The 21,511-nt window shown below is 58.8% G+C and carries 24 protein-coding genes; 8 read left to right on the forward strand and 16 right to left on the reverse strand.

All coding sequences use genetic code 11. The features are described 5' to 3' along the window. Positions 1-589: 589 nt before the first annotated feature. Positions 590-2,764: a TonB-dependent siderophore receptor gene (locus tag BLR16_RS04445; RefSeq protein WP_074804571.1), complete on the reverse strand. Its 2,175-nt coding sequence runs from the start codon at positions 2,762-2,764 to the stop codon at positions 590-592. A 303-nt stretch (positions 2,765-3,067) separates the two neighbouring features. Between BLR16_RS04445 and BLR16_RS04450 the strand changes: the two genes are divergently transcribed. Next, entirely contained in the window at positions 3,068-3,376 is a 309-nt protein-coding gene (locus BLR16_RS04450; protein WP_003363351.1) for a PepSY domain-containing protein, read from the forward strand. Positions 3,377-3,469: 93 nt separating this feature from the next. Here the strand turns inward: BLR16_RS04450 and BLR16_RS04455 are convergent, their stop codons facing one another. From BLR16_RS04455 to BLR16_RS04490, 8 genes are all read right to left on the reverse strand, one after another. Beyond that, positions 3,470-4,633: a PQQ-dependent sugar dehydrogenase gene (locus tag BLR16_RS04455; protein WP_003431049.1), complete on the reverse strand. Its 1,164-nt coding sequence runs from the start codon at positions 4,631-4,633 to the stop codon at positions 3,470-3,472. A 55-nt stretch (positions 4,634-4,688) separates the two neighbouring features. Then, positions 4,689-5,009, reverse strand: coding sequence for a hypothetical protein (locus tag BLR16_RS04460; RefSeq protein WP_003431051.1), 321 nt, complete (start codon positions 5,007-5,009; stop codon positions 4,689-4,691). 230 nt (positions 5,010-5,239) lie between these two features. Continuing rightward, entirely contained in the window at positions 5,240-6,424 is a 1,185-nt protein-coding gene (locus tag BLR16_RS04465) for a GAF domain-containing sensor histidine kinase (RefSeq protein WP_003363357.1), read from the reverse strand. Positions 6,425-6,537: 113 nt separating this feature from the next. Then, positions 6,538-7,725 carry a PAS domain-containing sensor histidine kinase gene (locus BLR16_RS04470; protein ID WP_003363358.1) on the reverse strand — a complete coding sequence of 396 codons (1,188 nt, stop codon included), beginning with the start codon at positions 7,723-7,725 and terminating at the stop codon, positions 6,538-6,540. Further along, positions 7,715-8,536 carry an alpha/beta fold hydrolase gene (locus BLR16_RS04475; RefSeq protein ID WP_074804574.1) on the reverse strand — a complete coding sequence of 274 codons (822 nt, stop codon included), beginning with the start codon at positions 8,534-8,536 and terminating at the stop codon, positions 7,715-7,717. The genes BLR16_RS04470 and BLR16_RS04475 overlap by 11 nt, the downstream gene beginning before the upstream one ends. Positions 8,537-8,825: 289 nt before the next feature. Continuing rightward, complete coding sequence (locus BLR16_RS04480; RefSeq protein WP_044309772.1) at positions 8,826-9,263, reverse strand: nucleoside deaminase; 438 nt, start codon at positions 9,261-9,263, stop codon at positions 8,826-8,828. 30 nt (positions 9,264-9,293) lie between these two features. After that, the gene (locus tag BLR16_RS04485) at positions 9,294-9,794 is read right to left on the reverse strand and encodes a hypothetical protein (protein WP_003349900.1); all 501 of its coding nucleotides are present in this window, start codon (positions 9,792-9,794) and stop codon (positions 9,294-9,296) included. Between the two features lie 133 nt (positions 9,795-9,927). Next, positions 9,928-10,941 carry an ABC transporter substrate-binding protein gene (locus tag BLR16_RS04490; protein WP_074804576.1) on the reverse strand — a complete coding sequence of 338 codons (1,014 nt, stop codon included), beginning with the start codon at positions 10,939-10,941 and terminating at the stop codon, positions 9,928-9,930. A gap of 120 nt (positions 10,942-11,061) precedes the next feature. Here BLR16_RS04490 and BLR16_RS04495 point away from each other — a divergent pair, with 120 nt between their 5' ends. Then, complete coding sequence (locus BLR16_RS04495) at positions 11,062-11,472, forward strand: GNAT family N-acetyltransferase (protein ID WP_024663707.1); 411 nt, start codon at positions 11,062-11,064, stop codon at positions 11,470-11,472. Between the two features lie 24 nt (positions 11,473-11,496). Here BLR16_RS04495 and def read toward each other — a convergent pair whose 3' ends face one another. The 3 genes from def to BLR16_RS04510 form a co-directional block, all read right to left on the reverse strand. Then, a complete protein-coding gene (def, locus tag BLR16_RS04500) occupies positions 11,497-12,036 on the reverse strand; it encodes a peptide deformylase (RefSeq protein WP_003363366.1) in 540 nt (179 codons plus the stop codon). 50 nt (positions 12,037-12,086) lie between these two features. Next, on the reverse strand, positions 12,087-13,055 hold the full coding sequence (locus BLR16_RS04505) for a YihY/virulence factor BrkB family protein (protein ID WP_003363368.1): 969 nt from the start codon (positions 13,053-13,055) through the stop codon (positions 12,087-12,089). A 226-nt stretch (positions 13,056-13,281) separates the two neighbouring features. Then, the gene (locus BLR16_RS04510) at positions 13,282-13,473 is read right to left on the reverse strand and encodes a CsbD family protein (protein ID WP_003363370.1); all 192 of its coding nucleotides are present in this window, start codon (positions 13,471-13,473) and stop codon (positions 13,282-13,284) included. A gap of 220 nt (positions 13,474-13,693) precedes the next feature. On the opposite strand from BLR16_RS04510, the gene BLR16_RS04515 reads away from it, so the two are divergent. Beyond that, positions 13,694-14,074, forward strand: a complete 381-nt coding sequence (locus tag BLR16_RS04515) for a hypothetical protein (protein WP_003363371.1) — start codon at positions 13,694-13,696, stop codon at positions 14,072-14,074. A gap of 70 nt (positions 14,075-14,144) precedes the next feature. On the opposite strand, the gene BLR16_RS04520 is transcribed toward BLR16_RS04515, so the two are convergent. Next, the gene (locus BLR16_RS04520; protein ID WP_003363373.1) at positions 14,145-14,546 is read right to left on the reverse strand and encodes a DUF2177 family protein; all 402 of its coding nucleotides are present in this window, start codon (positions 14,544-14,546) and stop codon (positions 14,145-14,147) included. 144 nt (positions 14,547-14,690) lie between these two features. On the opposite strand from BLR16_RS04520, the gene BLR16_RS04525 reads away from it, so the two are divergent. Continuing rightward, a complete protein-coding gene (locus tag BLR16_RS04525; protein WP_024663706.1) occupies positions 14,691-15,323 on the forward strand; it encodes a DsbA family oxidoreductase in 633 nt (210 codons plus the stop codon). A gap of 69 nt (positions 15,324-15,392) precedes the next feature. Here BLR16_RS04525 and BLR16_RS04530 read toward each other — a convergent pair whose 3' ends face one another. Further along, on the reverse strand, positions 15,393-16,229 hold the full coding sequence (locus tag BLR16_RS04530) for a CvfB family protein (RefSeq protein ID WP_003314497.1): 837 nt from the start codon (positions 16,227-16,229) through the stop codon (positions 15,393-15,395). A 306-nt stretch (positions 16,230-16,535) separates the two neighbouring features. On the opposite strand from BLR16_RS04530, the gene BLR16_RS04535 reads away from it, so the two are divergent. The 4 genes from BLR16_RS04535 (at position 16,536) to BLR16_RS04550 (ending at position 19,210) form a co-directional block, all read left to right on the forward strand. Continuing rightward, complete coding sequence (locus BLR16_RS04535; RefSeq protein WP_002554403.1) at positions 16,536-16,724, forward strand: hypothetical protein; 189 nt, start codon at positions 16,536-16,538, stop codon at positions 16,722-16,724. Between the two features lie 167 nt (positions 16,725-16,891). Continuing rightward, a complete protein-coding gene (locus BLR16_RS04540) occupies positions 16,892-17,404 on the forward strand; it encodes a hypothetical protein (RefSeq protein ID WP_161437933.1) in 513 nt (170 codons plus the stop codon). 144 nt (positions 17,405-17,548) lie between these two features. Further along, on the forward strand, positions 17,549-18,277 hold the full coding sequence (locus tag BLR16_RS04545) for a TorF family putative porin (RefSeq protein ID WP_003363380.1): 729 nt from the start codon (positions 17,549-17,551) through the stop codon (positions 18,275-18,277). A gap of 69 nt (positions 18,278-18,346) precedes the next feature. Then, positions 18,347-19,210 (forward strand): DUF6279 family lipoprotein, encoded by an 864-nt coding sequence (locus tag BLR16_RS04550; RefSeq protein ID WP_074804581.1) that lies wholly within the window; start codon positions 18,347-18,349, stop codon positions 19,208-19,210. Positions 19,211-19,464: 254 nt separating this feature from the next. Here BLR16_RS04550 and BLR16_RS04555 read toward each other — a convergent pair whose 3' ends face one another. Both BLR16_RS04555 and BLR16_RS04560 read right to left on the reverse strand, forming a co-directional pair. Then, entirely contained in the window at positions 19,465-19,767 is a 303-nt protein-coding gene (locus tag BLR16_RS04555) for a hypothetical protein (RefSeq protein ID WP_092194130.1), read from the reverse strand. A 184-nt stretch (positions 19,768-19,951) separates the two neighbouring features. Beyond that, positions 19,952-21,289, reverse strand: coding sequence for a DEAD/DEAH box helicase (locus BLR16_RS04560; RefSeq protein ID WP_003431067.1), 1,338 nt, complete (start codon positions 21,287-21,289; stop codon positions 19,952-19,954). Between the last annotated feature and the right edge of the window lie 222 nt (positions 21,290-21,511).

Here is a 21,511-nt window from a genome sequence, read left to right on the forward strand (position 1 = left end):
CTCCGCGTCGCATGCCTTTCCGGACGCTCCGCGTCCTCTTGGCGACGCAGAGCGTCGAGACCTGCATTCCCACGCTGGAGCGTGCGGAACGATCATCGCAACTATCGTGCGGCACTCCGCGTCGCATGCCTTTCCGGACGCTCCGCGTCCTCTTGACGACGCAGAGCGTCGAGAACTGCATTCCCACGCTGGAGCGTGAGGAACGATCACTTCAACTATCGTGCGACGTTCCGCGTCGCATGTCGTTCCGGACGCTCCGCGTCCTCTTGACGACGCAGAGCGTCGTGAACTGCACTCCCACGCTGGAGCGTGAGGAACGATCACCTATCGTGCGGCGCTCTGCGTCGCATGCTATTCCGGACGCTCCGCGTCCTCTTGACGACGCAAAGCGTCGTGAACTGCATTCCCACGCTGGAGCGTGAGGAACGATCACTTCAACTATCGTGCGGCGCTCCGCGTCGCATGCCGTTCCGGACGCTCCGCGTCCTCTTGACGACGCAGAGCGTCGAGAACTGCATTCCCACGCTGGAGCGTGAGGAACGAGAATCCCGACGATCGTGCCAACGCTCCGTGCAGTAGAGCCCGTCCACTAAAAGTTGACGGTGGCCGACAATCTCGCCGTTCTGGGTGCGCCCATGAACAGGTAGTCGTCACCCAGATACTCCCCGGCATCACGCCAGTAGCGTTTGTCGAAGAGGTTGTCGACGGTCAGGCGCAGGACCGTGTCGTAGCCGCTGATTCGGGTGCTGTAACGGCTGCCGATATTGAACAGTGTGTAGTCATTGACCTGCACGGAGCCTTCACGGTCAGCGTACTTGCTGGCGCTGTACTGCATCCCGCCGAGTAAGGCGAGCCCGGGCACCGGCAGGCTGTAGTCAGCTTGCAGGGTGCCACGGTATCTGGGCACATTGAGGGCCTGATGATCGTCATAGGCCTCGGTGCCGCTGTCTTCAACGCGCGCCCGGATGGCCGCCGCACTGGCGGATATCTGCAGGCGGTCGGTCACCCAGCCACTCGCCCCCAGTTCAAGCCCGGTGTTTTTCTGCTCGCCTTGCTGCACATAGGTAAACGTGCCGTCATCGTTGGGCCTGGAGTGCTGATACGCCTGGCGCGCCTGAAACACTGCGGCGGTCAGGCTCATGCGCTGCCAGTCATACTTGATACCGGCTTCCAGCTGTCGGGATACGGTCGGCGCAAGAATTTCACTGGCATTGGTGGTGAACCACGCCGCTGTCCCGCCCAGCGACAGGCCCTTGCTGTAGCTGGTGTAGAGCGAAACGTTGTCCACCGGCTTGTAGATCAGCGCCGCCTGAGGCAGAAACACATAGCGCTCGGTGTGTCGCGCATCGCTGCCGTCCTCGTTGAACGCCTGTTCGTCGAGCCGCACCCCGCGTCCGCCCAGCACGGTTTGCCAGTGCTCGTTGAAACTGATCCGGTCGGTGGCAAACAGCCCGTACTGGCGGCTGTCCAGACGACGCTCGGTGTGCGCAAGCGCCAGAGTCGAGGGGGCCACTTGCTCGGGCGCCTCATTGATATTGCCCGAGCCGACGAATTCGTTGAAGGTCCCGCGCGTATCGACCGTTCGGCGGTAGGCACTGCTGCCGAAGGTCAGTTCGTGCCCCAGCGATCCGGTAGTGAATGTGCCGGACATGGCCGCTTCGACTTCATCGTTGCGACGCGTGTCGTCCGGGCTGCGGAAATCATAGATGTCATAATCACCCTCGGCACTGAAGTGGTTGGGCACCGCTTGCCCTGCGCAACTGGCCGAGCCGTAGCAACCCCACGCAAAGGCACTGTAGTCATCGATGACCACACGACTGCGTGAAGCGCTGAGACTGCCCTTCCAGCTGTCATTGAATCGATATTCGAAACGTCCGTTCATGTTCAGCGAGTCGATACCGACCGGATTGGACCAGTTCTGGTAGCCCAGCAGTTTACGTGGTGAGGCATCGTGAGGCAGCGCAGTACCGCCCAGAAGCTGATAACCGGGCACCGAGCGCTGTTCTTTGGTCTGGTACTCGACGTCGAGTTGCAGCAGCGCGCGCTCGCTGATGTTCCAGTCGAACGCCAGCGAGGCGAAATCGCGCTGACCATCGGCGTGTTCGACATACGAGCGAATGTCTTCGTGGGCAAGGTTGGCGCGCAAGCCAAACTGTTGCTCGCTGCCGAACCAGCCACCGACGTCGGTGGCGATGTAACGTTCACCGTGCTCGTTGGTCGAGACCGTGACCGACCGGACGTCCTGCGCCCGCTTGGTCTGATAGTTGATGACGCCACCGGGCTCGGCCACACCGCTCTGCAGGCCGGAGAGCCCTTTGAGCAACTCGACCTGCTGCTTGTTCTCCAGCGCTACATTCTGCTCACCGGCAATGCTGCGGCCGTTGATGCGATAACTGTTGGCGGCGTTCAACGAAAACCCGCGCACCACAAAGTTTTCGTAATAGCCCACTGGTGCATAGCCGTCGCCGACCGACGCATCGTTGCGCAGCACTTCACTCAGCAGCTTTGCCTGACGGTCCTCGATCAGCGCAGCGCTGAACACCGACACCGAGGCCGGCGTGTCCAGCAGAGAGGCCTGATCCAAGCCGAAGATCGACGCCCGCTCTGCTTTATAGTCGCCGGTGCTTTCCGGCTCGCTGAACCCAGTGACATTGACCGCATCCAGGCTGACCACTTCTGCGGCCAGCAACGGCGAGGCAACCGCCATACCCAACGGTAACAATCGCCAGGCGTGGCGCATGGCAGGTCGGTAAGGCGTTCTCATCGAGCAGACTCCGAAAGGACAGATGCCTGGACAGACGCGACGCACCTTCCGGCAGGGGGCCAACCTTTTACGTTCACTGCCGGTTTTTTTCAACCTTTACGTGACGCTCTGCCTGTAAACGAAGTGCAGGGGAAAACTTTACTTGCGAATCGGCAGAGCGAGACCGGCTTCATAACGTTTCGCACACTTGAATAATTAAGCGTGAATTAAGTAAGCGCGGATAATCTGAGTTCAACAAAACCGCTGAACCAATCAGCCTGTGATGAATCCATCAAGACAGATCAATCAGAAAGGAAATACCCCATGAAACTTATGCCTGCCGTTTTCGCCGCTGTTGCCCTCACTGCTGTTGCAGGTGCCGCCCAGGCTGACGTTGGTCCCGATGAAGTGATCCGCCTGTACAAGTCTCAGGCGCTGGGTGACTTTGAACAGTTCAACAAGAACGCTGTTGCCAAGCACCAGGGCTTTACGGTCAGCGATACCGAGCTGGAAAAAGACCGCACCGGCCGCCTGATCTACCAGATCGAACTGAAAGACGCCAAGGGTGTAGAGTGGAACTACGACGTCGATGCCAAGACAGGCGAAGTGGTACGTGACGCAAAGGATAATTGATCCGACGGCTTTAACGGTTACCACCGCAAGCAACTCATAAGAAAATTCCCACAACATTGTGGGAATTTTCTTTTTCAAACGATTAATAGTTTATTACTGAGCCAAGCCGACTTTCAGCAGGCTTCCCTTATCGTCGTCGGTCAACAGATACAAGTAACCGTCCGGCCCCTGACGCACATCACGTATGCGCTGTTTCATGTCTTTCAACAGACGCTCCTCATGAACGATCTTGTCATTCTCGAACTGCAGCCTGATCAACTCCTCAGTGGCCAGCGCACCGATGAATACACTGTGATCCCATGCCTTGAAAAGGCTGTGGTCATAGAACGCCATGCCACTCAAGCCCGGCGACACTTCCCAGACCTGGAACGGAATTTTGGTTCCTTCGACAACCTTGCCCTTGGACTCCGAAATCGGCTGACCCGAGTAGTCGATACCGTGGGTCGCGATCGGCCAGCCGTAATTCGCGCCACGTTCGATGATATTCAACTCATCACCGCCCTTGGGACCATGCTCGTTGGTCCACAACGTCCCGGTCCAGGGATCCAGCGCGGCCCCCTGCTGATTACGATGGCCATAGGACCATATCTCGGGGCGTACGCCCTTCTGGCCCACGAACGGGTTGTCTTTCGGTACGCTGCCGTCCGGATAGATGCGCACGATCTTGCCCTGCAGCTTGTCCAGATCCTGCGCAGTGGGGCGCTGATTGTTCTCGCCCAGCGCAATGAACAGGTAACCGTCGCGATCGAAGACCATCCGCGCGCCGAAGTGGTTGCCCACTGACAGTTTCGGTTCCTGGCGGAAGATGACTTCGAAGTCTTCCAAGCGGGTCATGTCTTTGGACAGGCGACCACGCCCTGCGGCAGTGCCGGCGGTATCACCCTCGGCGGCGGTCTTGCCGCTGCCCTCGGAATAGGTCAGATACACCATGCGGTCCTTGGCGAAATCCGGTGACAGCACGACATCAAGCAGACCGCCCTGCTTCTGCGCCCAGACTTGCGGCACCCCGGAAAGCGGCGCAGACAATTTGCCATCCGCCGACACCACGCGCAGGTTGCCGGAACGCTCTGTCACCAGCATGCCTTGCCTGTCAGGCAGAAAGGCCAGCGCCCACGGATGATCCAGACCTTCGACAACAGGCGTCACCGTGACGGTGCCCAGTTCGCTTTTGTAGGTTTCCGTAGCGGCGCTGGCCGTCAATGGCAGGCTCAGAATGGCTGCAGTACACAATGTCGCGATCAGGGTTTTTCTAAGCATGAGCGTTTCCTTATGCATTGAGTCGACGTCCACACGGGTTCGCCGGGTTGAAAATTCAGTTGTTGCGCTTGGGGTCGATTGTCGGTGTAGAAGGACGTGGCGTGTTCTGGCGCGTGGGGTAGCCGTTGCCGATGCCACCGTTTTCCAGGGTAGGCTTGCGCACCGGCGGCGCGATGTTGGGGCCACGAGACGGGGGCACGCTGGACTCGGTGCCCTGGCGACTGTTGGGGTTGGCACGGTGGATCGGGCTGTTATACGGGTTGCTGCTGGCACCGTTGTTGAGGGTGCTGTTGGGCAGCGTCTGCGCCTGGGCTGCGCCGATGCTGCATGACGCAACAAGCACGCCCCCGACAAGATTGCGCACAAAACTGTTCATCACTACCTCTGGGCAAGGTGAAAACTTCGGAGTAACCGTGAAGGCTCAGGCCTTTGATGGCAACCCGAGCCTCAGGTTCGACGCGACACTGCCGATGAGCAAGCAAAGCGATGGACGAGTTTGTAACAAGGATGGTCAGGGCTGTCGCAACCGAACGACGCGACGGCCTGCAGCGCGAGGTTTTCCGGAGGCGGGCAGCCTGCGCTCAGGCGTTGGCTGACGCAGAATGCTTACGCAGACTTCAACGGCATGCTGAAGGTAAAGACCGTGCCCTGCTCACGCGTGGAGCACACCTCGAGCGTACCTCCATGAGCAATGGCGATCTCACTGGCGATGTACAGACCCAGTCCGAGCCCGGCTTGCGGCTCATCGGTGATGGGTCTTGAGTACGGCAGGAACAGTTGCGCACGAACCGATTCAGGTATCGGCTCCCCCTGATTGGTAACGCTGAGTACAAACAGCTCGCCATGCACACCTGCCGTCACTTCGACCGGGCTCTCGGCATCGCCATGACTGATCGCGTTGGACACCAGATTGGAGAGCAATTGCGCGATCCGCTCGTGATCGCAGCGGATACGCTCCAGCACGCCTATGTCCGAATGAATCGGCCGCGACGGATGAACACGCTGCACCTCGGAAATCACATGCTCCAGAGTTTTATCCAGGCCGTGCGCCTCATGGATACTGAGAGGAATGCCGTGGCCCATGCGGCCTCGGGCAAAATCGAGCACGTCATCGACCAACTGCGAAGCACGCTGGCCAGAGGTCAGGATGTGTTGCACAACCTGCAGGGCCTTTTCATCCAGCGGACGACGCAACAGCAATTCGGCACTGGCATTGATGGCAAACAGGGGGTTGCGCAGGTCGTGCCCCAGCACGGCGATAAACTGCTCGCGCAGCTCAGCCACCTCACGTTCGGCGAGCAGGTCTTCACGCGCCTGTTGCAGATTTTCCTCGGCCTCGATCTGCAGCGCCAGAAGACGTGCGAACGACACCATCATTGCCTCGATGGGCGTACCGGTCAGCTTTGCAGGCTTGGGATCCAGCGCGCAGATGGTGCCGAAAAAAGAGCCGTCGGAGAGAAAGATCGGCACCGAGATATAGCTCTGAAAGCTGTACAGACGTGGAGTGTCATGCGTACAGAACAGCGGATCCTCAGCGACATGATCAATCACCACAGCCTTGTGGGAGTTGCGAATCTCATGGCAGATGGTGCTGCTTACGTCCAGTTCGCCGCCAGGTTTCAAACCGAAATCGAGCTTGTCCAGAACCGCACAGGCCGTCCAGGTATTTTCGGTTACACGCGCCACGGCGGCGAACCCCAGCCCTGTGGATTCGGCAATGACCTGCAGGATGGCCGGCACCGCACTGATCCGACTGATCGTGGCCACATCATTTGAAATGGATCGCCGCATGTAGAACCTGTATGAGCCTTGATGTGATGACGCAGCACGCTAGTTTAGGACTGTAACGATTTTTCTGCACCCGTGAATAACACGGGTTGATCGGCAATCTGCATGAAACCTGATCAAACCTCGGATTTCGCCGGGGGACGCGGAAACGCCACCGTGAACGTCGTGCCCTCTTCAGCCGAAGAACGAACCGTCACATCGCCTAGATGGGCTCGAACGATCTCGCGCACGATAAACAGGCCGAGCCCGACTGTACGGGTCTCGTCACTGTCGCTGACCACGCGTACGACGGGCTCGTAGAGGTCGTCTACTTTTTCCATCGGTATCGGCTCACCGACGTTGTGCACCGACAGTTTGATCATCCAGGTGTCGAACGACGACGTAATCAAAACCTCACCGTCGTCGGTGCCGTAATTGATGGCATTGCTGACCAGATTGCCGAGCATCTGCAGCAGGCGGTCAGGATCAGCCGAACATGCGCCCTGCCCTTCGCTGCGATGGGTCAGCACCCGATCCGGGAAAACCTGGCGCAGCTCTTCGACGCCGCGGGCGACCACTGCGTGAAAATCGACAGGCTGAGGAACGACGGTAATGCCGCTGCCCACGCGGGCGTGAGTGAAATCCAGCAGATCGACAATCATGCGATCGGCACGGTCGGTGGAATGATTGATGTGTCCCAGAATCCGCTCCTGGCGCGACTCAAGCGATGTGCGCTCCAGCAGTCCGGCAGCCATCTTGATCGCGGCCAGCGGGTTGCGCAGGTCGTGGCTGACGATGCCAATCATCTGTTCGGCAAAAATAGCCCGGATCTCCGCCTCGGCATGCGCCAGACGCAAGCGATTGCGCGCCGAAGTCAGCTCGCTCTGCACGGTCATCTGCTGTTGCAGGAGCTCTTCGGCGATCTTGCGGGCCGCCAGCAGTTCGCGCTCGTACTTGTTGCGCTCTTCGGCCAGGAACACGGCCACTTCATGCAGATACCCCGACGGGTACTCGCGGCGTACGGCATTGAGCATCATCGGAATGGGGCGGCCATCGGCATGAATCAGCTCGACCTTGACCTCGGCAATTGAACCTTGCGACTGCAGCGTAGGCGCCCAGTGAGTCTGCAGAAAGGCCTTGCCTGCCAGGCTCAGCAGATCCTGAAAGCGGCGGCCCACCACGGCGTCGCGCTCCAGACCCAGCCATCGGCAAAACGTCAGATTGGCGCGCTCGATGGTGCCGTTGGGCAGCGTGATCAACAAACCACAGGGCGCCTGTTCATAGAGCTCTTCGGTGGCGGGCAGGCTTACCTGTTCAACGGTCATGTGCGGCGCTCTCGTAAGAGGCCAGAAACTGATTCATCGCAGTAATGCATTCCTGTGCTGCGCTCATGTGCGGGTAATGCCCTACGTTGTCGATCATGTGCAGGGTGCTGTTGGCGATGACACGGTGCAGGTACTCACCCACCTCGACCGGCACCACCATATCGTCGCTGCTTTGCAGAATGAGTGTTCTGCTCTTGAGTTGCACGACATCGGCACGATGGTCGGATAAAAACGTCACGCGGGCAAACTGTCTGGCGATCTCGGCATTGGTGCGACAGAAACTGTTGGCGAGCTCTTCGCTCAGCTCAGGCTGGTCCGAGGCGCCCATGAGCGTCGGCGCGATGGTGCTGGACCATCCCAGATAATTGCTTTCCAGTGTTTCAAGCAACGAATCGACATCGGCGCGAGTGAATCCCCCCACGTAATCTGCCTCGTTGAGGTAATGCGGGGATGGGCCGATCATGATGTGGCCGTCGAAACGACCGGGTGACTGAAGCTCGGCAAGCACGGCAATCATGCAACTGACCGAGTGGCCGACATGCACAACCGGCCCCTGTGCGGCGAACTCGTTGACCACCTCCAGCAAGTCGGTTGCATAACCCTTGAGCGACGAATACTTGTGCGGATACCAGGCCGACACATCCGAATTGCCGTTGCCCACCAGATCGAACAGCACGACCTTGAAGCGCTCTGCAAAGTGCGGCGCCATAAAACGCCACATGTTCTGATCGCAGCCGAATCCATGAGCAAAAATCAGAGTGATCGGTCCGTCGCCCACAATGTTGACGTTGTTACGCTGCTGGACCGACATATCGGGCTCCGAAAATGGCCTGGTAAACGGCTGGGTATGCATACCGTGATAAAGATGGGAGGAGGTTATCACCGTTAAAGGCACATTAGTGGCACAAACCGCACTTTAAGGCAGGAGCCGGAGAAGATTAATGACGGGCAGTATTCTGATGCAAGCCTGAACGTTGAGGGTATCAGGGAGGTGTCAGGCGACGAAGAGCGTCACGAACTGCATGCCAACGCGAGCATTGGCACGATAAGCAGTTAGATTTCCGATGAGCGCGGAGCGTGGGGCTGATAAGACGCGGGATTCACTCGCCGATGTCTTCGTTCCACAGCTCGGGCTTGCTGGCGATGAAGCCCTGCATCATGTGCTTGCAATCATGGTTATCCAGCACGTCGATCTGCACGCCACGCGAGCGCAGCAGGTCTTCCTCGCCCATGAACGACTCATTCTCGCCGATGATCACTTTACGAATGCCGTAGAGCAGAATCGCACCGCTGCACATCGCACAGGGCGACAGTGTGGTGTAGAGGACCGAGTCACGGTAGACACTGGCCGGCTGGCGACCGGCATTTTCCAGTGCATCCATCTCGCCATGCTTCGTCGCACTGCCCTCTTGTACACGACGGTTGTGGCCTCGACCGATGATTTTGCCGCCGTGGACGATGACCGAGCCGATAGGGATTCCGCCCTCCTTCAGCCCGAGTTGCGCCTCATCGAATGCTGCCTGCATGAATGCGTCCATGTTTTTTGCCTCGTATCGTCAAAATAGCTGTCAGTGTTGCAGGGCTGCCTCGGCGTTGCCCAGCGCACGGCTGACAAATTGTCCCAGCAGTTCCGATGATCGGGCTTTCATATCGGTGCTGACCTGGGTGTTTCTGGCCCTGAATCTGTTCCCCAATGAAGGCGAATCCGCCCCCTGATTGAGCGAACGCAACTCCTCGGCGGTAAAGGAATGAGCATATGCGGCTGCCAGATTGCGGTCCCACTGCGCCTGATATTCCGGTTTCAGGCGCTGCAGTTCCTTCTGCACCAGTTCCTGGGCTTCAGTCTTGCCAACCGCCTGCACGATACCGGCAAACGTCGCAGTGCGCGAGGCGACCTGATACCCCAGCCAGGCGAGGCCTTCGCCCAGGTTTCGTTGTTCCACCAGCGCTAGCGCCATGTCGTCGGCCTCTTCGGCACTGGCCGGCTGCATCGCGTCCAGCGACAGACAGGCCAGCAATGCCAGGCAAGTCTGCCACGTGCCGCGCGAGCCCCGAACGTGACCAGTCATGACGCCTCCCGAGCATCGATTGACCCAGACATGAACTTATCAGCTCGGTGACGCTTTACCACTCGGCGCGTCGCATACCGGTCATCGATGCCGTTATCAGCTATGCGCCTCGTGTCATTCAGCAGGGCGTTAGTCAAAGACTGCTGCTGACCCGCTCGGCCACATCGGCAGGCACCCAGGCTTTCCAGACGTCGGGATGCTGCTTCAGAAAGCGTGCAGCCACGACCTTGGCATCCTCATGCTTGTCACTCATTTCACCCAGGGTCTTGTTCAGCAGGTCAATCGGGAAATCCACGCCTTTGAAGACACTCACCAGCTCAGGGTATTGCTTGCTGAATTCTGCCGACACACCGATCGACAGGGTTGCCGCCAGCGAAGACGTGCCGCGCGGATTGGGGTTGCTGGCGTCGGTCAGGGTTTTCCAGGCTTCGGCATCAAAGGCCGGCTCGTCCAGTTTGATCAGCTTGTACTTGCCCAGCAACGGCGTAGGTGACCAGTAGTAAAACAACACAGGCTTGCCGCGCCGGATAGCCGATGCGACCTCGGCGTCCAGTGCTGCGCCCGAGCCGGTGCGGAAGTTGACGAAACTGTCGGCCAGGCCATAAGCCTTGAGCTTCTGGGTGTTGACGATTTCCGAAGTCCAGCCGCTCGGGCTGTTGAGGAATCGGCCCTTGTCCGGCGACTCCGGGTCTTTGAAGACGTCCTTGTAGCGTGCCAGATCCGCGACAGACTTCAGGTCCGGCGCCAGCGGCTTGATACCTTTGGCGGCGTCGCCCTTGATCACGTACTCAGGCACCCACCAGCCTTCGGTCGCGCCTTTGACGATGTTGCCCAGGCCGAGCACCTTGCCTTCCTCTTCAGCCTTGACCCACACCGGGCTGCGTCCGGTCCACTCTTCGGCGATCACCTGAATGTCATTTTTCGCCAACGCGGTTTCCAGGCTGACGGTACTGCCTGGCAGGGTATCGGTCGGGTAGCCATAGCCCTTCTCGACGATGGTACGCAGGACTTCAGTAATCAGGCTGCCACTTTCCCAGGTCAGCGCGCCGAACTGGATAGGCTTGGTCTTTTCAGCCGCTGTCGCGGTCTGCCCAAGCAGGCCCAGCGCCAGAAGTGAACAGCCCAGTAGTCGTGTTATTGATTTCATGCTCACCTCAAATGGCGCGAAAGAAACGGGTCTGAAAGTATCGACACCAGCCAGCGCCGATTAGTTGTCACGGCTTGAGCCTCTGTATGATGCGAGGCCCCTGTTTAAAGCGCCGCCGCGATGTCCGAAATCCAGTTCTACCCGCTACCTGATGAATGTCGCCCGTTACTGGGCAAGTTCTACCGTGAGCACCAGTCGTCAATGCGCGCTGCCAGCAAGGGCCAGGCGTGGGTTGCAAGGCGGGCAGAAATCATCGGTGCGTTGTGCCTGACACCTGTCGCAGAGGGGCATTGGCTGACCGGGCTGTTCGTGGCGCCGGCGCTGCGCGGACAAGCCGTGGCGCAGGGCCTGATCGAAGCGGCATTGCAACCGCTGAACGGGCCGGTGTGGCTGTTCTGCCATCCGGATCTGTTGGGCTTTTACCAACGCTCGGGGTTCGAGACGGCACAGCGTCTGCCACAGGCACTGGGCGAACGGTTCATGCGTTACAGCCGCAGCAAGCCGCTGGTCGCACTGTGCCGCGAAGCCTGACGGCTTCGCAACGAAACGCCACGATCACTCGTCGGCGTTGGGGTCCATGTCCGGAAACATCACGTCCATGAAGCCGAATTTGCTGAAATCGGTGATGCGCGACGGGTAAAGCCGACCGATCAGGTGGTCACATTCATGCTGGACGACCCGCGCGTGAAAACCGTGGGCAACGCGCACGATGGGCTGGCCTTGAGGATCGAAGCCTTCGTAACGAATGCTCTGATAACGGTCTACCATGCCGCGCAATCCGGGCACTGACAGACACCCTTCCCAGCCCTCTTCCAGCGTCGGGCTCAGCGGGGTAATCAGCGGGTTGATGAGAATCGTCTGCGGAACCGCCTCGGCCTGGGGATAGCGCTCGTTGCGCTCGAAGCCGAAAATCACCAGCTGCAGATCGATGCCGATCTGCGGTGCCGCCAGGCCCACACCGCCGACGCTGTGCATGGTTTCGAACATGTCGGCGATCAGCGTATCGAGCTCGCTGCTGCCGAACATGTCTGCGGGCACCGGAGGGGCGATGCGCAACAGGCGCTCATCGCCCATCTTCAGGATGTTATGGATCATGACTGCCTGTCCCTTGCCGACTTAAAAGGCGATCTTGCCACAGAAAGCGATCAGGCTTCGTCCGCCTTCTGCAGCGGCACCGAATGGTCGCGGCCCAGACCGGAGACATGCTGCTTGCCTGTCTCGCTGCTTTCCTCGCCAAGGCCGTCGCCGGCTTCCTTCTCGCCTGCGTCCTTGCCTTCAGCGGACATGTGCTCGATCACCGCATTCATTTCCGCACCCAGCAACAGCACCGCCGCCGAAATATAGAAGTACAGCAACAGCACGATGATCGCGCCGATGCTGCCGTACATGGCGTTGTAATCGGCAAAGGTCTTGACGTAAAAACCGAAGGCCAGGGAAGCGACGATCCACACCACCACGGCCAGCACCGAGCCTGGGGTGATAAAGCGAAACTCCTGTTTGACGTCGGGCATCACGTAATAGATCAACGCCACAGCGACCATCAGCAGGATAATGATCGCGGGCCAGCGCAGGATGGTCCACAGCGTCACGATGAAGTCTTCCATGCCGATCTGCGCGGCAATCCAGTTCATGACCTGCGGCCCCAGCACCATGAAGGCTGCTGCTGCCAGCAACATGCCGGCAATGCCTACGGTGTAGAGAATCGACAGCGGCAAACGCTTCCAGATAGGGCGTCCTTCGACGACGTCGTACGCAGCGTTCATGGCGCTCATCATCAGGCGTACACCTGCTGACGCGGTCCACAGCGCGATGACGATACCGATCGACAGCAAGCCACCCTTGGACTGCTGCAACTGGTCGATGACCGGGTTGACCTGCTCGAGGGCCTGCGGCGGCAAGAGGAACTCCGATTGCAGTCGCAACCAGGAGAAAAAGTCCGGCAGGTGCAGAAAGCCGATCAGCGCGATCAGAAACAGCAGGAACGGAAACAGAGAAAACAGCATCTGGTAAGCCAGTGCCGATGCATAGGTGGACATCTCGTCATCGAGGAATTCGTTGACGGTTCTCACCAGCACCTTGCCGACTTTCAATTTACGCAAATGGGGGAAAATCATGGCGCTTCCTCTCGCTCCCTTACTGGAAAACCCTACATCCTGAAAACCGGCATGTCATACATGACATATCGCGCTGACGGAGCCGATACGCGAATATCGATGGCACATTGACTGGACAGGCCATGAAAGGTTTCAGTCCCGCAGAGCAGAAAGCATAACGGCCATCCGTGGATGGCCGTTATCGGTAATGCCTGCTCCCGGCGCCAGGACGCCGGAAACGATCGACTCAAGCCTTGTCCACGCCCTTCTTGATCGCGTCCTTGACTTCGCCTTTCGCCTGCTGGCCTTCGCCTTTCAGCTCTTGTACCTTGCCTTCAGCCCGCAGTTTGTCGTTGTCGGTAGCCTTGCCAACAGCCTGCTTGACGTTACCAACTGCTTCGTTGGCCATACCTTTGGCTTTATCGCTGGTGCTGCTCATCGGAAATCTCCTGGGTCTGAAGACCGCACTGGATCGGATGTCGTACTCGACAAAGGATTGACCTGTGCCGGTGACGAAGAGTTTCAACTATTTTCCGGGCCGCTGTTGCCATTCATCTGCCGTGCATTGGGGCAGGTTTGCAGCAGAGTTTGTGCGAGAATGCGCGCCACCGTTGTCCGGCAGGGCCGACACGCTGAACACACCGATTCACAGGAACGTTATGAAACTCGATAAAAAGCTGGCCATTGCACGCAGAAACCAGGATCTGGGTGGCGCAGTGCTGGGCGTCAACAACACGCATTTCGCCGTGCTGGACCACAAACGAAACATCTGGTGGTTCGACCTGCCTGTCCCGCGCCTGCAAGTAGGTCAGTACGAGTGGCTGCACCTGCTGCTGCACACGCCTGAAACCGACCAGTTATTGCATTTGAAAGTGACCACGGTATTCATGCGCGACCACATGGAAGGCCTTGAAGTGCGCAATGCCGACAAGCGCAAACCGACCGTCAGCCTGGAACTGAGCGCCGACAAGGACTCTTTCCTCAAGGACATGCGCCCCAAGGGCAGCAACCTGAGTTTTGCCGGTTTCCTGCAGAAGTAGCGGCTGCGTTCCCGCACTGCACCGGGTGAGCGTCGCGCGCCGGCAACGCTCATTCCGGCACACCGCCGCTTCAGGCGAATCGACGTACCGCCAGATAGCCCGCCGTACCGGCCAGCGCTGACACCACCGTGCCCCACGCATGATCGACCAGCGCCAGCTGCGCAGGCCAGCCCTGCAAGGTGGCCCAGTTGGTCAGGTCATAGGTGCCGTAGGCAATCAGCCCCAGCAGACCGCTGCACAATGTCGCGTGGCTCAGTCGTTGCGCTCTGAGCGCAGGCATGACGCCGAAAAACACCACCCCCGCTCCGTACAGCAGATAAAACGCGATGGCAGGTCCCAAGACCGGCGTATCGAGCATCATCGGTCCAAGCCATTCACGGTAGGTCGGCCCCATCAAAACGCCCAGCCACACTCCGTCGAGGATCAGAAACGCCAGTAATGTGCCGAAGTAAGCGATCAGTATTTTTTTCATGGCGCGTCCTTGATGAAGTTCCAGGGCCGGGAAAGCCCGCTTGAGGGTATGACCGACCAAAGGTAGACATTGATCCATCCACCTTCAGGACTTTTAAAAGGTTAAGGGAGTCAGTGTTAACTAGCGTTATGGAGTTTCAAGCACATGAACACTGTTGGTCCCCTGAAAATAGATGTCTGGAGCGACTACGTCTGCCCGTTCTGTTACCTGCAACTGGCCGTCCTGGAACAGCTTCAGCAAACCTACGGTGAACGGCTCGAATTCAATTGGCATGCCTTTGAACTGCGTCCTGACCCGCTGGCACTGCTCGACCCGAGTGCCGATTACCTGCGTGAAACCTGGTCTCGGTCAGTACTGCCGATGGCCGACAGGCGTCAGGTGATGATGAAGATGCCCAGCGTCCAGCCGCGCAGCCGCAAGGTTCTGGAAGCCGCGGCGTTTGCCAGGAATGCAGGAGGTTTTGAGGCGTTTCACAAAGAGGCTTACCGGGCGTTCTTCGAAAAGGGGCTGGATATCGGCGAGACGCACACGCTGCTCGACCTCGCCACCTCCACCGGGCTGGATCGGCAAGCGATGGAGCAGGCACTTAACGCCGGTCACTTCGAAAAGGACGTGATGGACGACCAGCAATTGGCGCAGAAGCTTGGGCTGAGGGCTGTGCCAGTCGTCCTGCTGCGACGCAGTGACGAGGCGCTGGAAGACGCCCGAGTATTCAACGGCACCTTGCCGTTCGATCGCTTGAGCCAGGAAATAGACGCGCTCGCCACCTGGGCTTGAGGTGCCGCGAGCTGCGTCGAATGCAGCTCACATCGATGACCTCACGTGCACCCAGGCTGCGATGCCGTATCAGACCAACTCGATACGGTCGGCGTGAATAACGATCTGGCCCTGCTTGTACAACGCACCAATGGCCTTTTTGAAGTTGCCCTTGCTGACGCCAAACAGACCGCTGATGACCTGCGGATCGCTTTTATCGCTGACCGGCAGCGTGCCGTCGTTCTCGCGCAGCTTGGCGAGAATCTTCGAATTCAGGCTGCTGGCAGCCTCTGCACCGACGGGCTGCAGGCTCAGGCTGATATTGCCGTCGCTGCGGATTTCCTTGATGTAGCCTTTTTCCTGCTTGCCGGCGCGCATGAACTTGAACACTTCGTTCTTGTGAATCAGGCCCCAGTGCTTGTTGTTGATGATCGCCTTGAAGCCCATGTCGGTCGCTTCAGCCACCAGCAGATCGACTTCCTGCCCCACGCTGTAGTTGGCGGGGGTCTTGTCCAGGTAGCGGTCCAGACGCGCAGTGGCGGTAATACGCCGTGTGTGCTTGTCGAGGTAGACGTGAACCACGCAGTAATCACCGGCCTGCAAGGTGCGCTTCTCTTCGGAGTACGGCAGCAACAGGTCCTTGGGCAGGCCCCAGTCGAGGAACACACCGATGCTGTTGACTTCAACCACCTTCAGGCTGGCGAACTCACCGACCTGCACCTTGGGTTTTTCAGTGGTGGCGAGCAGCTTGTCTTCGCTGTCCAGATAGACGAACACATTGAGCCAGTCTTCATCTTCCGTAGGAACGTCCTTGGGGATGTACCGATTGGGCAGAAGGATTTCACCGTCCTGCGCGCCGTCCAGATACAGACCGAAGTTCGTGTGCTTGACGATTTGCAAGCTGTTGTAGCGCCCGATTAAAGCCATTTCCAGATACCCTCATTACGTGGGCGGCATTCTACCCGACTTTGAGTCCGGGTTCGCGTTGCGTGGCAGAAGGTGTCGGCACAGCCTCCACTCGTCAGTTTCTCGGGTGCTCAGCGGCCTGCCCTGATGCGCAGCGGCGCAGCCTCTCATCGAAATTTTATATCTGAAAACAGACGGTTAGCGCTGTGTCAGACAAATCCACCAAGCCGACAAATACAGGCTCGGCTCGGGCGATTGCCACATTCACCAAGCAATAATCAAGCGTTTCCTGTACTCTGGCTGGCCGTATTACGTTTATGAAGGTAAATGGCAGCCATGCGTATCAAAGCATCCCACTCGAAAGCCAAACCCGCCCCAGCCGTTGAAACGAGCGACTCGATCAACGCGCAGATTGCAGCTTTCCTGAAGTCCGGCGGTGAAATCCAGCAAATTGCCAAAGGCGTGAGTGGCCAGACCTTCGCACCGTCCAAGCAGATCAATCTCGGTAAAAAGTAAAACCGCGCTCTGCCTGTCGATCTCTATGCGCCTTGACGCTCAAGGCGCTAGATTGACCATCCTTCGCTGGATATTCTTTCGGTCACGCTGCTACTCTCTCCTCTGATATCACTATGACCACGAGCTGGATCACGCTCTGGACGTTATCTTCTTTGTGGAATGCTCGAATGAAGAACTGGATGTTTTTCGGTGCACTTGTCTACCTTGGCGGCTGCGCGTCGCACCACTGCGAAAACGGCCCCAACGACAGTCAGCTCACCGACAGCCCTTGCCGGGCGGAGCACCTGCTCTATCAGAACGACATGCTGCAGGCCAAACTGCTGATCAGCGAAGACAACCGCGAAAACTATGAGCTGGCCGAAGCCATGCTGCGTCGTGCCGCACTTGACGACGCGTCGGGCGAAGCCGAGTTCTATCAGGCCGTGTTGCTGATTCGCCAGCAGGCCGACCAAAAGCAGATCATCGATTTGCTGCAAACCGCTGCGAAACACAAGCATCCGTTGGCCATTGCCCTGCTCTCCCAGCAACTGAGTGTCAGCGACCCAAAACTTGCTGAACGTTACCAGGCCGAATACGCCCAACTGGACGTCGCCAAGAGCGGCTACCCGTCGTTCGAGCAGGCGCTGGTGGTGATTCGCGGGCTGATCATTCCGTCTGCACGCACCACTGCGGCCAACTGACACACAACGGATCGACGAACGGTCCGCCCTCAGCTGATTTCGACGGTATGCTTGCGAGGCTCTAGCTCGCGGCTTGTGTCGGCTCCTGAGCCATTTTCGATACGCCATCCCTGACCACACTCCTCGCAGATCAAGGAGTGAGCCATGCTCAGCCATCGCTTACATGTGCTGTCTTTCAGCGCCATGCTTGTTTGTCAGTCCGTCTCTGCCCAGGTTCTGGAGCGGGATCTGGGCGATTTCGACCTGAAACTCGCCACCACGCCTACGCGCAGCATGGCCCAGGGTCTGGTGACGCCCACCGGCGGTTCCGGCTCCTTTCATGGCGGCCTGGACCTGACCCACGAGAGCGGTTTCTATTTCGGACAATGGGCACCCGACATGGGCCTGACCTCCGATACCGGGATGGAGCTTGATTCCTACATGGGCTTCAAGAAGCCGTTCGATAACACCCTTGGCTACGAGCTGGGGATGATTCGTTACAGTTACCCCGACACCAGCCAGATCGACAGCCACGAGTTCTACGCCGGTCTGCGCATGCTCAACAGCCGCATCGGCGCGGCCTTCAGCAACGATGTCGGCAGCCGCGACAGCACGGTATTCGTCGATCTGGGTGCCATCGAGCAACTGGGGGTCGGAGTGCGCATGCAGTACGCCAATCACCAGTTCGATACCCCGCAGTCCTCAGCCGACGGCGGATTGATCAACGGCTTCAACGACTGGTCGCTGAACCTGTCACGCCCCTGGCTGGGCATCGACATGAACCTCATCTACAGCGGCTCAAGCCTGAGCGGCGGCGATTGCAGCGTCTACAGCGGCCACAACGCGCGCTGTGAAGGGACGTTCACGCTCAAAGCGGTGCGTTCATTCTTTTAAAGGCCCAAACCGGTTGAACTGCCAGACGCTACACTCCTCTACTGCACGTCAGTACGCCAAGGAGATGTCATGCAGTCTTTATTCAAAGCATTCGTCACGCTGTTGATGACCGCTGCACTGCTCGCAGGATGCAATCAGGTAGGACTGGCGTATCGCAACCTCGACGTGATCATTCCGTGGACGCTCAGCGACTACCTGGACATGAATTCGGAACAGAAAAGCTGGCTGGACGTGCGCCTCAAACAGCATTTGAGCTGGCATTGCAGCACCCAGTTGCCGGAATACCTGACCTGGCTGGACAAGCTTGAAGACATGGTCAAGACCGACCAGGTGACTTACGAAGGGCTGCAAGCCCGTACCAGCGAAGCCAAAGAGGCGATCGCCAAGATCTCGAAGGAAATCACCCCGTCTGCCGTGGAGTTGCTGTCGCGCTTTGACGACAAGCAAGTGCAGGAGATGCAGGAGTCGTTCGCCAAGGACCAGCGCAAGCGCGAAAACAAGTACCTCGACCAGCCACTGGAGCGCCAGATTGCAGAGCGTGCCGACCGGATGGAGAAACGCGTGACGCCATGGGTCGGCAAGCTCAATCAGGCGCAGAAGGATCGCATTCAGGTGTGGTCTGCATCACTGGGCGAGCAAAACAAGGCGTGGATTGAAAACCGTACGCGCTGGCAGAACCTGTTCCTGGCCACGGTCCAGCAGCGTCAGGCCAGTGACTTCCCGCAGCGCATCGCCGCGCTGCTGCAGGACCGCGAGACGTTCTGGACCCCTGAATACCGCAAGGCCTACGACCAGACCGAGAAGGCTGCGATATCGCTGATCGTCGACATCACCGCCCTGAGCACCCCGGAACAGCGCGCCAAACTGCTGAGCCGCATCGCCGACATGCGCAAGGACTTCACCGACCTGGATTGCCTGAAGTCGCAGAAGTAGTCCGCTAGCCCTATCACCATGACTATCGTGCCCATGCTCTGAAGTGGGCATGCCGTTCCGGACGCTCTGCGTTCTGCCTTGAGTGCGCGGCGCAGGATCGTGACGCAGAGCGTCACCCAATGCATTCCCACGCTGGAGCGTGAGGAACGATGGTCATTTCAGCACAACGATGACTATCGTACCCATGCTCCGCGTGGGTATGCCGTTCCGGACGCTCTGCGTCCTCAGAATCGGCATGTGCAGTGTCAGCGGTTTCAGGCGATCTGCGGCTTTTTGGCGATGGTGTCGAAGAGCGCGGGGTCAAGGGGGTCGCCGGCCTGCTCATTGAGCATCTGACGGGGGTGATCATTCCCCGGAATGCTGCTGTCGATCAAAGCCAGCAGACTTGCGCCGCGCTTTGTCAGCATGTACGTCGAGCCATCTCCGCCTTCCTCGCGAGGACGCGGCTCGATGTAGCTGCGATTCAGCAGTGTCTCGAATTCAGTGGATGTCGATGGGGTGCCATTGTTCTGCACATCGTGCAACAAACGCTCGATAAGGTCCCAGTTATAAGTCATTTTTCTAAACCTCCGTCCAGCATGGAATGATCACCCATGACCTCCAGCCACGGGCATGCGACTCAAAGGGTGTGACCCGCGAGGTGTGTGACGGTTCAGAGAAGCTGGCGGACGGTGTAACAAGGCGTTGTCAGTACTGCAAAGAGGTCGATCGCTCCCGAATGCTCGGGAGCGATCACGGCAATCACTCGGCAGCCGGGGCCGGCGTGCTGCGTTTTTTCAGCGGGGCCATGCCGTCCTGGCTGACCAGGTCGGACTTGGGACGGTTGACCGTCTTGCGTTTGGTCGGCCCTTTGGCCGCGACCTTCTTCTTGTCGCCCTTCGCGTCGGTCTTTTTCTTCTTGACGCCTACTGCCTTGCCGGAGGCCTTGACCTTCTTCGGCCCGCCGTAGGTGCCTTTGACTTCCTTGATGACGCGACGCTCGAAGCTCTGCTTGAGGTAGCGCTCCACGCTCGACATCAGGTTCCAGTCGCCATGACAGATCAACGAGATCGCCAGACCGTCGCTGCCTGCGCGACCGGTACGCCCGACGCGGTGGACGTAGTCATCGCCGCTGCGTGGCATGTCGAAGTTGATCACCATGTCCAGACCTTCGACATCAAGGCCGCGAGCCGCCACATCGGTGGCGACCATGACTTTCGCGCCGCCTTGCTTGAGACGGTCGATGGCCGCCTTGCGGTCCTTCTGGTCCTTGTCGCCGTGCAGCACGAACGCCTTGTATTCCAGCGCCACCAGACGGCCATACAGACGGTCGGCCATAGCCTTGGTATTGGTGAAGATAATGGCTTTCTGGTAAGTCTCGTTGGCCAGCAGCCAGTTGAGGACCTGCTCTTTGTGCACATTGTGGTCGGCAGTGATGATCTGGTGGCGTGTGCCGGAAGCCAGTTCGCTGACGCTGTTCACTTGCAGGTGCTGTGGATCCTTGAGCACCTTGCCGATCATTTCCCGCAGGCCAGCGCCGCCGGTGGTCGCCGAGAACAGCATGGTCTGCTCACGACCGGCACATTCGCCGGCCAGACGCTCGACGTCTTCGGAGAAGCCCATGTCCAGCATGCGGTCGGCTTCGTCCAGCACCAGCACTTCAACGTGCTTGAGGTCCAGATTGCCTGCGTTCAACTGCTCCAGCAAACGACCCGGCGTGCCGATCAGAATGTCCGGCACCTTGCGCAGCATCGCGGCCTGAACCTTGAAGTCCTCGCCACCGGTGATCAAACCGGCCTTGACGAATGTGAACTGCGAGAAGCGCTCGACTTCCTTGAGCGTCTGCTGAGCCAGCTCACGGGTCGGCAGCAGGATCACCGCACGGATGTCGACGCGAACCTTGGCCGGGCCGATCAGACGGTTGAGGATCGGCAGCACAAATGCGGCGGTCTTGCCGCTACCGGTTTGCGCAGTCACCCGCAGGTCGCGCCCTTGCAGTGCGAGCGGAATGGCGGCCGCCTGCACGGGCGTAGGCTCGACAAATTTAAGCTCGGCCACAGCTTTGAGCAGGCGTTCGTGCAGGGCGAATTCGGAAAACACGGGTGCTACCTCGACGAAAAACAAAAATACAGCCGCATAGCGTAACGGTTTCGAGCGCCGGGGCCGAGTTTCTTTACCAACAAAGGCCGATTTTGTTTACCAACGGGCGCATAAAGGCCATTCGCAAGTTTGCCGGGCAACGCCGCAAACCCGCGCCTCGACCCTCTCTTCCCCCCCTCTTGCGCGCAAAAAACCGAAGGTCGTGATTTCTTTTTCTACCTT

The organism is Pseudomonas sp. BS3767 (genome assembly GCF_900099665.1).
Lineage (GTDB): Bacteria > Pseudomonadota > Gammaproteobacteria > Pseudomonadales > Pseudomonadaceae > Aquipseudomonas > Aquipseudomonas cerasi.

Bases quoted from the DNA above. Each gene is read 5' to 3' on its own strand.
- BLR16_RS04550 (WP_074804581.1), top strand. From the start codon at position 18,347: ATGCAGTCTTTATTCAAAGCATTCGTCACGCTGTTGATGACCGCTGCA.
- BLR16_RS04475 (WP_074804574.1), bottom strand. From the start codon at position 8,536: ATGTCGGTCCAGCAGCGTAACAACGTCAACATTGTGGGCGACGGACCG.
- BLR16_RS04495 (WP_024663707.1), top strand. From the start codon at position 11,062: ATGTCCGAAATCCAGTTCTACCCGCTACCTGATGAATGTCGCCCGTTA.
- BLR16_RS04545 (WP_003363380.1), top strand. From the start codon at position 17,549: ATGCTCAGCCATCGCTTACATGTGCTGTCTTTCAGCGCCATGCTTGTT.
- BLR16_RS04510 (WP_003363370.1), bottom strand. From the start codon at position 13,473: ATGAGCAGCACCAGCGATAAAGCCAAAGGTATGGCCAACGAAGCAGTT.
- BLR16_RS04540 (WP_161437933.1), top strand. From the start codon at position 16,892: ATGAAGAACTGGATGTTTTTCGGTGCACTTGTCTACCTTGGCGGCTGC.
- BLR16_RS04520 (WP_003363373.1), bottom strand. From the start codon at position 14,546: ATGAAAAAAATACTGATCGCTTACTTCGGCACATTACTGGCGTTTCTG.
- BLR16_RS04460 (WP_003431051.1), bottom strand. From the start codon at position 5,009: ATGAACAGTTTTGTGCGCAATCTTGTCGGGGGCGTGCTTGTTGCGTCA.
- BLR16_RS04450 (WP_003363351.1), top strand. From the start codon at position 3,068: ATGAAACTTATGCCTGCCGTTTTCGCCGCTGTTGCCCTCACTGCTGTT.
- BLR16_RS04535 (WP_002554403.1), top strand. From the start codon at position 16,536: ATGGCAGCCATGCGTATCAAAGCATCCCACTCGAAAGCCAAACCCGCC.
- BLR16_RS04455 (WP_003431049.1), bottom strand. From the start codon at position 4,633: ATGCTTAGAAAAACCCTGATCGCGACATTGTGTACTGCAGCCATTCTG.
- BLR16_RS04555 (WP_092194130.1), bottom strand. From the start codon at position 19,767: ATGACTTATAACTGGGACCTTATCGAGCGTTTGTTGCACGATGTGCAG.
- BLR16_RS04480 (WP_044309772.1), bottom strand. From the start codon at position 9,263: ATGGACGCATTCATGCAGGCAGCATTCGATGAGGCGCAACTCGGGCTG.
- BLR16_RS04470 (WP_003363358.1), bottom strand. From the start codon at position 7,725: ATGACCGTTGAACAGGTAAGCCTGCCCGCCACCGAAGAGCTCTATGAA.
- BLR16_RS04515 (WP_003363371.1), top strand. From the start codon at position 13,694: ATGAAACTCGATAAAAAGCTGGCCATTGCACGCAGAAACCAGGATCTG.
- BLR16_RS04485 (WP_003349900.1), bottom strand. From the start codon at position 9,794: ATGACTGGTCACGTTCGGGGCTCGCGCGGCACGTGGCAGACTTGCCTG.
- BLR16_RS04525 (WP_024663706.1), top strand. From the start codon at position 14,691: ATGAACACTGTTGGTCCCCTGAAAATAGATGTCTGGAGCGACTACGTC.
- BLR16_RS04530 (WP_003314497.1), bottom strand. From the start codon at position 16,229: ATGGCTTTAATCGGGCGCTACAACAGCTTGCAAATCGTCAAGCACACG.
- BLR16_RS04465 (WP_003363357.1), bottom strand. From the start codon at position 6,424: ATGCGGCGATCCATTTCAAATGATGTGGCCACGATCAGTCGGATCAGT.
- def (WP_003363366.1), bottom strand. From the start codon at position 12,036: ATGATCCATAACATCCTGAAGATGGGCGATGAGCGCCTGTTGCGCATC.
- BLR16_RS04445 (WP_074804571.1), bottom strand. From the start codon at position 2,764: ATGAGAACGCCTTACCGACCTGCCATGCGCCACGCCTGGCGATTGTTA.
- BLR16_RS04505 (WP_003363368.1), bottom strand. From the start codon at position 13,055: ATGATTTTCCCCCATTTGCGTAAATTGAAAGTCGGCAAGGTGCTGGTG.
- BLR16_RS04490 (WP_074804576.1), bottom strand. From the start codon at position 10,941: ATGAAATCAATAACACGACTACTGGGCTGTTCACTTCTGGCGCTGGGC.